The organism is Pseudoduganella sp. UC29_71 (assembly GCF_042693265.1).
In the GTDB taxonomy this organism is placed as follows: Bacteria; Pseudomonadota; Gammaproteobacteria; order Burkholderiales; family Burkholderiaceae_D; genus Rugamonas.
Genome location: NZ_CP170549.1, coordinates 5492808 through 5504916 on the forward strand (window position 1 = coordinate 5492808; position 12109 = coordinate 5504916).

Consider the following 12109-nt stretch of genomic DNA (forward strand, 5'->3'; position numbering starts at 1 on the left):
CGCTCATGAGTCAGTGGTGAAGGATAAAGCCGGGTTAGCGGCGGGTGCTCTCGTTCAGGCGCTGGTAGCCTGGAATGCTGTTGCGCAGCGCTTCCAGCGGATTGCCGACGCCGAACTTGGACAAGCCGTTCAGCTCGAGCTGGAAGAAGATCGGCGTGGACGCTTCCTTGGCCGTGGTCACGAAGCGCTGCGCGCCCATGCGGAAGACCCAGCAGTCGTGCGCGTATTCCAGGCCCAGCAAGCCTTCCAGGATTTTCTTGTCCTGCAAGGAATAGCTGATGCGGCCCACGCCGTACCAGCGCGCCGTCAGCGGCCATTGGCTGGACAGGTCCACGTTCTTGAACACGTCCTTGTTGCTGACCGTGTCGCGCAGGTAGCGGTAGCCCAGGTTCAGCACCTTTTTCGGGCCCGGACTCCAGCGCACCGCATGGTTGGAACTGACTACCCGGCTGTCCGAGGGATTGTACTGCAGCGCGCTGTCGACCGCCCAGGTCTCGGAAATCGTGCCGGTGGCCGCCAGCAGGATGTCGGACTTGGCGTCGCGCGTGGGCGTGCTGGCGTCCAGCTGCACGCGCTGGTCGCTGAAGTAGAAGCGCTGGCCGAAGGCCAGGCGCAGGCGCTCGGCGCCGCTCGCTTCCAGGAAGCGCGACACCACGGCGGCCGTGATCTGGTTGGCGTCGCCGACCCGGTCCGAGCCGACGAAGCGGTTCTCGTTGAAGATCTGCGAGAAGTTGAAGGTGGCGGCCGCGGTGTCGAAGTTCGGCATTTCCTTCTGGTCGCGGTACGGCGTCTTCACGTAGAACAGGCGCGGCTCCAGCGTTTGCGTGATGGCGCGGCCGAACAGCTTGGTGTCGCGCTCGAACACCAGGCCCGAATCGAGCGACATGGTGGGCACCGCGCGCGTGAGCGACTTGCCGTCGACGCCGTCGTGCGCGTCGAGCTGGTAGGCCGCCGCGTTGAGCATCAGCTTGGGCGTGATGAAGTAGCTCGGCCCGATGATGGGGTAGCTCACCTGGGGCACCGCCACCAGGCGGCTGCCGCGCGTGAGCGTCGGGTGCCAGAAGCTGGTCAGTTCGCTGCTCACCTGCCAGTCGAAGCCGGCCACGTCGTAGCGGGCCGCGTGGAAGTTGATGGCCGGCAGGCGGTCGTACGGGCGCGACACGAACAGCGACGCGTCGGTGGCGGCGGCCGGGTCCTGCAGCACCTGGTATTTCTGCACCCGCGCCGACAGGCTCCAGTACTCGCCGCGGTAGTCGGTGCGCAGCTCGCGCAGCAGCTGGCGCTCGGCCGAGCCGGACACGGTCTTGGAGAAGTCGTTCGGGTAGTTGTTGTCCGACGCGGCGCGCACGTTCCAGCCGTAGGACCAGTCCTTGGCGATGGCCTGCGTGTGGTTGGACGTGATCATCCAGCGGTCGGCGTTGGCCAGCTTGTCGTTCGGCAGGTACTCGATGAAGGTGTCGCCGGCGTAGCTGCCGGCGTCGGTTTCGCCGATGTAGCGCGCGTGCGCCCCGATCTGGATGCCGCGCTGCGCGATCAGGCGCGGGAACAAGGTCAGGTCGCGGTTGGGCGCGATGTTGAAGTAGTACGGCACCGTCAGCTCGGCGCGGCCCTTGGAGCCGAAGCCCGGGATAGGCGGCAGCCAGCCGGAGCGGCGCGCGCCCGACAGCGAGAACGACATGGCCGGCGTGCCGATGATGGGCACGTCCTTGAAGTAGACGATGGTCTTGCCGGCCACGCCCACGTCGCGCCCGGTGTCCAGGTTCAGCGTGCTCGATTTCAGGTACCAGTCCGGGTTCGGCCCCTGGCAGGTGCTGTAGGTGCCGTCGATGACCAGCGCCTCGTCCTCGTTGAGGAAGTTGATGCGCTGCGCCTTGCCCTGGGCCGCGTTCAGTTCCAGCTTGTAGGTCGGGTTGAGCATATAGCCCTTGCCCGACTCCATGTTCAGCTTGAGCTCGTCGCCGGTGTAGTAGTCGCCGTAGCGCCAGATCTTCACGCCGCCGCGCGCTTCGATTTCATCCTCCACCTGGCGGAAGCAGGCCACGTCGGCCGTCACGCGCGTCTTGTCGCGCACGATTTCCACGTCGCGCGTCAGGTTCAGCTCGCGGTCGGGGCGGCCGTCGAATTCTTCGGCACGGACGATGGTGGGCGCATCCGGGTCCGCCACGTGGCTGCGTTTGGGGGCGGTCTGGGCGTAGCCGGGCACCGCCGTGGCGGTGACGAGGGCCGTGAGCGCGAACGCCCAGCTGTGGGGGCTAGGAGGGACTGAGAACCGGCTCATGAAATGAAGGGGCGAAACACCATTGACAGGCGATTTTTTAAGTTGAATCCCTTATTATATGGGAATTGTTCACACCAACCGGATTCCACAGGCTGTTTCATGTCTTTATTATCTAATTCACCATCCAACGGCGCCCCAGACGGCGCCCTGGCACCCGATACTCGCCTGATCCTGTTGAAAGATTGGCTCGTTTCCCTCAACCTGGTCGACCCGGCGTCCGCGCGCCCGGCTTCGGCCGACGCCAGCTTCCGCCGCTATTTCCGCGTCGACGTGCTGCCGGCGCAGCAAGCGGCCCACGGCGCCACCCTGATCGTGATGGACGCGCCGCCCGAACGCGAGAACGTGCCGGCCTTCGTCAAGGTTGACGCGCTGTTCGCCGCCGCCGGCGTTTCCGTGCCGGCCATCGTGGCGCAGGACGTCGAGCGCGGCTTCCTGCTGCTGCAGGACCTGGGCGTGAGCACCTACCTGCAGGTGCTGGACCACGACAACGCCTCCACCATGTACGCCGAGGCGCTGGAAGCGCTGGTGAAGATCCAGAAGGCCAGCCAGCCCGGCGTGCTGCCCGAATTCGACCGCGCCTTCATGCTGCGCGAACTGAACCTGTTCCCGGAATGGTACATCGCCAAGCACCTGGGCGCCGTGCTGACCGAGGCCCAGGCAGCCGAGCTGCAGAAGGTGTTCGACGCCATCATCGCCAACTGCCTGGCGCAGCAGCAGGTGTATATGCACCGCGATTTCCACTCGCGCAACCTGATGTGGATGGACGAGAAAAATCCCGGCATCCTGGACTTCCAGGACGCCGTCTACGGCCCCATCACCTACGACGTGGCCTCGCTGCTGCGCGACGCCTACATTTCGTGGGACGAGGAACTGGTGCTGGACTGGGCCATCCGCTACTGGCAGCACGCCAAGGCCGAGGGCCTGCCGGTGAACAAGGACATCGACGCCTTCTACAAGGACTTCGAGTACATGGCGCTGCAGCGCCACCTGAAAATCCTCGGCATCTTCTGCCGCCTGAACTACCGCGACGGCAAGCCGCTGTACCTGGGCGACCTGCCGACGGTGCTGGAATACGTGCGCAAGACGGCCGGCCGCTACAAGGACCTGAAGCCGCTGGTGCGCCTGCTGGACGCGCTGGAAAACAAACAGCCCCAAGTCGGCTACACCTTCTGAGGGACGCGCCATGAAAGCAATGATCTTCGCCGCCGGACGCGGCGAGCGCATGCGCCCGCTCACCGACGCGTGTCCCAAGCCGCTGCTCAAAGTGCGCGGCCGGCCGCTGATCGTGTGGCACATCCTGAACCTGGTGCGCGGCGGGATCACGGACATCGTCATCAACCACGCGCACCTGGGCCACATGATCGAGGACGCGCTGGGTGACGGCAGCCAGTTCGGCGCGCAGATCCGCTATTCGCCCGAGCCGGCCGACTCGCCGCTGGAAACGGCGGGCGGCATCGCCCAGGCGCGCCACCTGCTGGGCGAGGAGCCCTTCCTGGCCATCTCGGGCGACATCTACTGCCCCTACTTCGACTTCGAGCAGGTCAAGGACGTGCTGCACGATAAGGACATGTGGGGCAATCCCTACGCCAGCGACAAGCGCGACATCGCCTGGGTATGGCTGACCAAGAACCCGTGGCACAACCCGAAAGGCGACTTCGCGCTGAATATGTACTCGGTGGCCAACGAGGGCGAGGTGCTGTGGAACTTCGGCAATATCGGCGTGTACCGCCCCGAGATGTTCGACGGCATCGCGCCGGGCCAGCATGCCGGCCTGGGCAAGCTGATCCGCAAGTACGCCGACCTGGGCCAGGTGGGCGGCGAGCTGTATGAGGGCGACTGGGTCAACGTGGGCACCGTGGACCAGCTCAATGAGCTGAACGGCGTGAAGGCATGAACGCCTACGCCCTGCGCCGCAAGCGCCTGCTGGCGTTGATGGAGCCGGGCAGCGTGGCCGTGCTGGCCACCGCGCCCGAAGTGCCGCGCAACAGCGACAGCGACTACCCCTACCGCCACGACAGCCACTTCTACTACCTGACCGGCTTCACCGAGCCGGAAGCGGTGCTGGTGCTGGTGGCGCCGCATCACGACGCACCGGCGCAGGCCATCCTGTTCTGCCGCGAGAAAAACGCCGAGCGCGAAATCTGGGAAGGCTACCGGCACGGCCCGGAAGCGGCGCGCGAGGCCTTCGGCTTCGACGCCGCCTTCCCCGTCGCCGCGCTCGATGTGGAGATGGCGCGCCTGCTGGCCAACGTGCCCACGCTGTACGCGCCGCACGGCCGCGCCGCGCAGCACGCGCAGCTGGAGCCGCAGATCAAGCGCTGGATAGACGCGGTGCGCGCCCAGTCGCGCACCGGCGTCACGGCGCCGGAAACGCAGCACAACCTGCTGCCGCTGATCGACGAGATGCGCCTCATCAAGGACGAGTACGAGCAGGCCACCATGCTGCGCGCAGCCACCATCTCCGGCCAGGCGCACGCGCGCGCCATGCGCGCTTCGCGTCCCGGCATGCACGAATACGAAATCGAAGCGGAGCTGCTGTACGAGTTCCGCCGCAACGGCGCGCAGGCGCCGGCCTACAACTCCATCGTGGCCAGCGGCGCCAATGCCTGCGTGCTGCACTACAGCGCCAACAACGCGCAGACCAGGGACGGCGACCTGGTGCTGATCGATGCCGGCTGCGAACTCGATGGCTACGCCTCCGACATCACGCGCACCTATCCGGTGAACGGCCGCTTCAGCGCGCCGCAGCGCGCGCTGTACGAGCTGGTGCTGGCGGCGCAGGCCGCCGCGCTGCAGGCGATCCGTCCCGGCCAGCCCTACCAGGCGGTGCACGACGCAGCCGTGCGCGTGCTGGCGCAGGGCATGCTGGACCTGGGCCTGCTGGACAAGGCGAAATACACGGTGGACGAAGCCGTCGCCGCCAAGGCCTACACCCGCTTCTATATGCACGGCACCGGCCACTGGCTGGGCATGGACGTGCACGACGTGGGCCTGTACCGCGACGTGCGCACCGCCGGCACGCCATCGCGCCTGCTGCACGCGGGCATGGTGCTGACGGTGGAGCCGGGCATTTATGTGCGCGCGGGCGAGGATGTGCCCCGGCAGTACTGGGACATCGGCATCCGCATCGAGGACGATGTGCTGGTCACCAACGACGGCTACACCATCCTGAGCGCCGCCGCGCCCAAGACCGTGGACGAGATCGAGCAGCTGATGCAGCAGGCAAGAAGCGCATGACCGGCATGGCAACCCAGAACCGCAGCTACACCAGCGCTTACACAGGCGCTGCGGACGCGCCGGCGCCGTCGCCGGATTACGACGTCGCCATCTGCGGCGCCGGCCCGGCCGGCATGGCGCTGGCGGCGCTGCTGGCCAAACGCGGCGTGGCGCCGCAGCGCATCGCACTGATCGACGCGCGCACCTTGCAGCAGGCCAGCAACGATCCGCGCTCGCTGGCCCTGTCCTACGGCAGCCGCCAGATCCTGGAAGACATCGGCTGCTGGCCGGTGCCCGCCACCGCCATCCACCAGATCCACGTGTCGCGCCGCGGCCAGTTCGGGCGCAGCATGATAGACCGCGCAGAGCACAAGCTGGACGCGCTGGGCTACGTGAGCCGCTACGGCGCGCTGGTGACGGAGCTGGGCGCAGCCTGCGAGCGCGCCGGCATCGCCGCGCTGCGCCCGGCGCTGGTGACCGGCCTGGACGAGCAGCCCGGCCAGGTGGCCGTGACGGTGGAGGCAGACGGCAAGCCGCGCACGCTGACGGCCGCCATCGTGGTGCAGGCCGAGGGCGGCCTGTTCGGCGAGCAGAGCGCCAAGTCCATGCAGCGCGACTACGGCCAGACCGCCATCATCGCGCAGGTACGCTGCAGCGCGCCGGTGGCGCACCGCGCCTACGAGCGCTTCACGGAGCAAGGCCCGCTGGCGCTGCTGCCGCAGGACGACGAGTATTCGCTGGTGTGGTGCGTGCGCCCGGACACGGCGCAAGCCTTGCTGGGACTGGACGACGCGGCCTTTCTGCAGCGGCTGGGCGAGGCCTTCGGCACGCGCCTGGGCAGCTTCACCAGCGCCAGCCGCCGCCTGGCCTTTCCGCTCGGCCTGAACGCCGGCATGGCTGACAAGGATGGCACGGCGCGCATGGCTGCCATCGGCAACGCCGCGCAGACCTTGCATCCGGTGGCGGGCCAGGGCCTGAACCTGGGCCTGCGCGACGCCGCCGTGCTGGCGCGCCTGCTGGCGCAAGGCGCCACGCCGGCCATGCTGGCGCAGTACTGCAGCGCTGCGGCGCGGCGACCGCGGCCTGACGGTGCGGCTGACCGATACCATGGCGCGCGTGTTCGCCAACGAGTCGCCGGCGCAAGCGCTGCTGGGCGCGTCGCTGGCCGCCATCGACCTGTTCGGCCCGGCGCGCGGCGTGCTGGCAGAGTTGATGATGTACGGACGCCGATAAAAAAAGGCGGGTTACGCGGCTGCGCCGCTAACCCGCCCTACGCGGCCTTGCTGCGGTTTTATTCGACGGCTTTGACCATGTCTTCAATTACCTTCTTGGCGTCGCCGAACACCATCATGGTGTTGGCCTGGTAGAACAGGTCGTTGTCCAGGCCCGCATAGCCGGAGGCCATGGAACGCTTGTTGACGATGATGCTCTTGGCTTTGTAGGCTTCCAGGATGGGCATGCCCGCGATCGGCGATTTCGGATCTTTCGCGGCGGGGTTCACCACGTCGTTCGCGCCCAGCACCAGCACCACGTCGGTCTGGCCGAATTCGCCGTTGATGTCTTCCATCTCGAACACCTGGTCGTACGGCACTTCGGCTTCGGCCAGCAGCACGTTCATGTGGCCGGGCATGCGGCCCGCCACCGGGTGGATGGCGTACTTCACGGTCACGCCCTTGTGGGTCAGCTTCTCCACCAGCTCTTTCAGCGAGTGCTGCGCGCGCGCCACCGCCAGGCCGTAGCCGGGAACGATGATCACGGTTTCCGCGTTGGCCATGATGAAGGACGCGTCGTCGGCCGAGCCGGACTTCACCGGACGCGCAGGCTGCGCGCCGCCGCCCGACGAGGCGGCCGCCGCGTCGCCGCCGAAGCCGCCCAGGATGACGTTGAAGAAGGAGCGGTTCATGGCCTTGCACATGATGTAGGACAGGATGGCGCCCGAGGAACCCACCAGCGAACCGGCAATGATCAGCATGGAGTTGTTCAGCGAGAAGCCGATGCCCGCCGCCGCCCAGCCGGAGTAGGAGTTCAGCATCGACACCACCACCGGCATATCCGCGCCGCCGATCGGGATGATGATCAGCACGCCGAGCACGAAGGCGATGGCGGTCATGATGATGAACGGGGTCCACGCCGGCGCCACGCCGCCCGCGAACACGAAGGCCAGGCCGAGGCCGACCATCACCACGGCCAGCGCCAGGTTCAGCATGTGCTGGCCGGCGAACACCACCGGCGCGCCCTGGAACAGGCGGAACTTGTACTTGCCCGCCAGCTTGCCGAAGGCGATCACCGAGCCGGAGAAGGTGATGGCGCCGACAAAGGTGCCGATGAACAGCTCGATGCGGTTACCCATCGGCAGCGCCTCGCCCACCTGGGCGATGTTGAACGCGTGCGGCTCGGACACGGCAGCGACCGCGATGCACACCGCGGCCAGGCCGATCAGCGAGTGCATGGCCGCCACCAGTTCCGGCATCTTGGTCATCTCGACTGTCTTGGCGAGGTAGGCGCCGATGCCGCCGCCCACCACCACGCCCAGGGCCACCAGGCCGAGGCCCAGGCCGTTGCCGGCGCCGGCGCTGGCCGCGTCGGCCCGCAGTTTGAGGATCAGCGCCAGCGTGGTGACGGCCGCGATGGCCATGCCGGTCATGCCGAAGGCGTTGCCCTTGCGCGCGCTGGCCGGGGACGACAAGCCCTTGAGCGCCTGGATGAAGCATACCGAGGCGATCAGGTACATCATCGTGACGAGGTTCATGCTGATGAAGCTCATGCTTTGCCTCCCTCGATCGCGGCCGCAACAGGCTTGGCCTTCGGTTCCTTCTTCTTGAACATCTCCAGCATGCGCTGGGTGACCAGGAAGCCGCCGAACACATTGACGGCGGCCAGCGCCACCGCGATGGTGCCGGCGATCTGGCCGGTCAGGCCTTCGGTCAGGCCGGCGGCCAGCATGGCGCCGACGATGATGATGGCCGACACCGCGTTGGTCACCGCCATCAGCGGCGTGTGCAGCGCGGGCGTAACGCCCCAGACCACGTGGTAGCCGACGTAGATGGCCAGCACGAAGATGATGAGGTTGATGATGGTGTGGCTTACTTCCATGTTGTTCTCCTTATTCGCGCAGTCATTTGCGCAGCACCAGATTGTCGGCGCACACCAGGGTGGCCTTCAGGATTTCGTCTTCGCGGTCGATCACCAGTTTGTCTTCCTTGTCGATGATCAGTTTGAGGAAGTCCAGCACGTTGCGCGCGTACAGGGCGGAGGCATCGGCCGCCACGTGGCAGGCCAGGTCCGGCTCGCCCACGATGTGCACGCCGTGCTTGATGACGGTCTTGTTCAGTTCGGACAGCGGACAGTTGCCGCCCTGGCTCACGGCCAGGTCGACGATGACGGAGCCCGGCTTCATGGCCTTGACGGTTTCTTCCGAGATCAGTACCGGCGCGGGACGGCCCGGTATCAGCGCGGTGGTGATGACGATGTCGGCCAGCTTGGCGCGCTCGTGCACCAGCGCCGCCTGGCGCTTCATCCAGTCGGCCGGCATCGGACGGGCATAGCCGCCGACGCCTTGCGCGATCTCTTTTTCCTCATCGGTGAGGAAAGGCACGTCGATGAACTTGGCGCCCAGCGACTCCACCTGCTCCTTGACCGGCGGGCGCACGTCGGACGCTTCGATCACCGCGCCCAGGCGCTTGGCGGTGGCGATGGCCTGCAGGCCGGCCACGCCCACGCCCATGATCAGCACGCGCGCCGCTTTCACGGTGCCGGCGGCGGTCATCAGCATGGGCATGAAGCGCTGGTAGGTGTTGGCGCCCACCAGCACCGCCTTGTAGCCGGCGATGTTGGCCTGCGAGGACAGCACGTCCATCGACTGCGCGCGCGTGATGCGCGGCACGGCTTCCAGCGCGAACGCCTGCAGCCCGGCCGCCGCCATGGCCGTGATGTTCTCCGCATCGAAGGGATTGAGCATGCCGATCAACACCGTTCCCGGTTTCATCAGCACGCGCTCCTCCGCGCTGGGGGCGCGCACCTTGAGCACCACCTCGGCGCCATAGGCGTCCGCTGCCGTGCCGATGGTGGCGCCGGCCGCCGCATAGGCCTCGTCCGTCACCGAGGCCGTGATGCCGGCCCCGGACTGGACGATGATCTGATGCTTGGCAGCGAGCTTCTTCACTGTTTCTGGCGTGGCCGCAACCCGGGTTTCCCCTGGCCGCGTTTCCGCCGGTATGCCTATCCTCATGTTGCCTCCAGAAGTTGCTATTAAATATTGCTATTAAATATTGCCAAATAATGTTGCATATCTTGCTCTTCCAGAGAACATAGCACGGTTTTCTAGAAAGATAACCTTTTTGGCCCGGCAACAACCATAGCCTGTCGCGCATAAGATACCCCCGGTTTCATACCGTGAAAGCCATATCCCACGACGTGCAAAACAAGGCCCGGAAACCGGTTTTAATCGAAGTTTCCCTCTATTTAGCCGACATCGGAACGCAACGCCCCGGAACAAGCTAAAATGGCGGCTCTTTCAAGGAAGAGACACATGCCGCGTACCTGGAGACCCTCTGTAACCGTTGCCGCTGTCATCGAACGCGATGGCAAATTCCTATTGATCGAAGAGGAAACCAGCGACGGCATACGCCTGAACCAGCCCGCGGGCCACCTGGACCCGTTCGAGTCGCTGGAACAGGCCGTGGTGCGCGAAGTGCTGGAGGAAACGGCCTACGATTTCACACCCACCGGCCTGGTGGGCATGTATATGTCGCGCTACCGTTCGGCCCGCACCGGCGAGCCGGTGCAGTACCTGCGCTTCGCCTTTTGCGGCGTGGCCGGCGCCCTGCACGAAGGCCGTCCGCTGGACGAAGGCATCCTGCGCACCATGTGGCTCACCCGCGATGAAATCGCCGCCTGCGCCGAGCGCCACCGCAGCCCTTTGCTGCTGACCTGCGTGGACGAGTACCTGGCGGGCAAACGCGCGCCGCTGGACCTGTTGCACACACATATCTCCGTGTTCGACGAGGTTTAAAAGAAGTTGTAAGAAGTTTGACGGAAATCAAGAATGAGTAAGAAAAAAGTCGTTATCGGCATGTCTGGCGGGGTGGATTCCTCGGTCGCGGCGTGGATGCTCAAGGAACAGGGTTACGAGGTGATCGGCCTGTTCATGAAGAACTGGGAAGATGACGACGACTCCGAATACTGCTCCACGCGCCAGGACTGGATCGACGCGGCCAGCGTGGCCGACGTGGTAGGCGTGGACATCGAGGCGGTCAACTTCGCCGCCGAATACAAGGACCGCGTGTTCGCCGAGTTCCTGCGCGAATACCAGGCCGGCCGCACGCCGAACCCGGACGTGCTGTGCAACGCCGAGATCAAGTTCAAGGCCTTCCTCGACCACGCCATGCACCTGGGCGCGGACCTGATCGCCACCGGCCACTATGCGCGCGTGCGCCAGAACACGGAGCACGGCCGCTTCGAGCTGCTCAAGGCCTTCGACCACACCAAGGACCAGAGCTACTTCCTGCACCGACTGAACCAGGCGCAGTTGTCGAAGACCCTGTTCCCGCTGGGCGAAATCCCGAAGACCGAGGTGCGCAAGATCGCCGAGAAGCTGCAGTTGCCGAACGCCGCCAAGAAGGATTCGACCGGCATCTGCTTCATCGGCGAGCGCCCGTTCCGCGAGTTCCTGGGCCGCTACCTGCAGCACAAGCCGGGTCCGATGAAGACGCCGGACGGCAAGGTGGTGGGCGAGCACGTGGGCCTGTCGTTCTATACGCTGGGCCAGCGCAAGGGCATCGGCATCGGCGGCGTGAAGACTTACCAGAATGCGGACGGCTCCAGCGACGCGTGGTATGTGGCGCGCAAGGACATCGAGAACAACACGCTGTGGGTGGTGCAGGGCCACGACCATCCGTGGCTGCTGTCGTCCGCGCTGACGGCGGACCAGGCCAGCTGGATCGCGGGCACGGCGCCGCAGGCCGGCCGCATATCGGCCAAGACCCGCTACCGCCAGGCGGATGTGCCGTGCGACGTGCAGGCGGACGGCGCGCTGAACTTCTCGCTGGGCTTCCCGGATGCGCAGTGGGCGGTCACGCCGGGGCAGTCGGCCGTGCTGTATGACGGCGATGTGTGCCTGGGGGGCGGGATTATCGCCGGCTCGACGTTCTGAGGCGGCGGGTTACGCGCGGCGCGCCGCGCTGACCCGCCCTACCCGCCCGACGGCTCGGCGCCGTTCTGATCCGCCAGCGCTTTCTGCTGGCGTTTTACCATGGCGAGTACGGTGTTGCGGATGGTCTTCAGGACCGTGCCGCCGTTGAAGGGCTTGACGATGAAGCCGTTCACGCCCATGGCGTGCGCCTTCTGCACGGTGGCCGCGTCGAACTCGCTCGAGACCATGAAGATCAGCGACTTCGGCCAGTTCTTGCGCAGCTCGGCGATGGAAGCCTCGTCGGCATCGAACACGTCGCGCGCGATGCAGACGATCTGCGGCTGGTGCTTGACCATCAGCGCGATGGCGCTGGGGCCGGTGTGGCCCTGGCCCACCACGTCGTAGCCGCCGTCCAGCAGCACCGTATTCAGCAAGCCGCGCGCCACCGCGCTGGTGTCGACTATCACCGCTTTTAACATCTCTCA

10 protein-coding genes and 1 pseudogene are annotated in these 12109 nt (G+C 66.1%); 6 read left to right on the forward strand and 5 right to left on the reverse strand.

All coding sequences use genetic code 11. The annotated features are described in order from the left end of the window. Positions 1 to 34 precede the first annotated feature (34 nt). Positions 35 to 2278, reverse strand: a complete 2244-nt coding sequence (locus tag ACFJI2_RS24455; protein WP_107873550.1) for an LPS-assembly protein LptD — start codon at positions 2276 to 2278, stop codon at positions 35 to 37. A 99-nt stretch (positions 2279 to 2377) separates the two neighbouring features. On the opposite strand from ACFJI2_RS24455, the gene ACFJI2_RS24460 reads away from it, so the two are divergent. From ACFJI2_RS24460 to ACFJI2_RS24475, 4 genes and pseudogenes are all read left to right on the forward strand, one after another. Beyond that, positions 2378 to 3451 carry an aminoglycoside phosphotransferase family protein gene (locus tag ACFJI2_RS24460; RefSeq protein WP_377702278.1) on the forward strand — a complete coding sequence of 358 codons (1074 nt, stop codon included), beginning with the start codon at positions 2378 to 2380 and terminating at the stop codon, positions 3449 to 3451. A 10-nt stretch (positions 3452 to 3461) separates the two neighbouring features. Then, positions 3462 to 4172, forward strand: coding sequence for an N-acetylmuramate alpha-1-phosphate uridylyltransferase MurU (gene murU / locus ACFJI2_RS24465; RefSeq protein ID WP_107873546.1), 711 nt, complete (start codon positions 3462 to 3464; stop codon positions 4170 to 4172). Further along, on the forward strand, positions 4169 to 5515 hold the full coding sequence (pepP, locus tag ACFJI2_RS24470; protein WP_377702279.1) for a Xaa-Pro aminopeptidase: 1347 nt from the start codon (positions 4169 to 4171) through the stop codon (positions 5513 to 5515). Before murU ends, pepP begins: the two co-directional genes overlap by 4 nt. A gap of 113 nt (positions 5516 to 5628) precedes the next feature. Further along, positions 5629 to 6727: pseudogene (locus ACFJI2_RS24475) on the forward strand (FAD-dependent monooxygenase). Between the two features lie 58 nt (positions 6728 to 6785). On the opposite strand, the gene ACFJI2_RS24480 reads toward ACFJI2_RS24475, so the two are convergent. The 3 genes from ACFJI2_RS24480 to ACFJI2_RS24490 are packed head-to-tail and all read right to left on the reverse strand — an operon-like array spanning position 6786 to position 9722. Beyond that, positions 6786 to 8258, reverse strand: a complete 1473-nt coding sequence (locus ACFJI2_RS24480; protein WP_132137710.1) for an NAD(P)(+) transhydrogenase (Re/Si-specific) subunit beta — start codon at positions 8256 to 8258, stop codon at positions 6786 to 6788. Continuing rightward, positions 8255 to 8587, reverse strand: coding sequence for an NAD(P) transhydrogenase subunit alpha (locus tag ACFJI2_RS24485; protein WP_107873540.1), 333 nt, complete (start codon positions 8585 to 8587; stop codon positions 8255 to 8257). Before ACFJI2_RS24485 ends, ACFJI2_RS24480 begins: the two co-directional genes overlap by 4 nt. Before the next feature lie 22 nt (positions 8588 to 8609). Continuing rightward, positions 8610 to 9722 (reverse strand): Re/Si-specific NAD(P)(+) transhydrogenase subunit alpha, encoded by a 1113-nt coding sequence (locus tag ACFJI2_RS24490; protein ID WP_107873538.1) that lies wholly within the window; start codon positions 9720 to 9722, stop codon positions 8610 to 8612. Between the two features lie 300 nt (positions 9723 to 10022). Between ACFJI2_RS24490 and ACFJI2_RS24495 the strand changes: the two genes are divergently transcribed. After that, complete coding sequence (locus tag ACFJI2_RS24495; protein ID WP_107873536.1) at positions 10023 to 10505, forward strand: NUDIX hydrolase; 483 nt, start codon at positions 10023 to 10025, stop codon at positions 10503 to 10505. Positions 10506 to 10538: 33 nt separating this feature from the next. Continuing rightward, positions 10539 to 11645: a tRNA 2-thiouridine(34) synthase MnmA gene (mnmA, locus tag ACFJI2_RS24500; protein ID WP_377702280.1), complete on the forward strand. Its 1107-nt coding sequence runs from the start codon at positions 10539 to 10541 to the stop codon at positions 11643 to 11645. 38 nt (positions 11646 to 11683) lie between these two features. Here mnmA and ACFJI2_RS24505 read toward each other — a convergent pair whose 3' ends face one another. After that, a complete protein-coding gene (locus tag ACFJI2_RS24505; protein WP_377702281.1) occupies positions 11684 to 12103 on the reverse strand; it encodes a response regulator in 420 nt (139 codons plus the stop codon). Between the last annotated feature and the right edge of the window lie 6 nt (positions 12104 to 12109).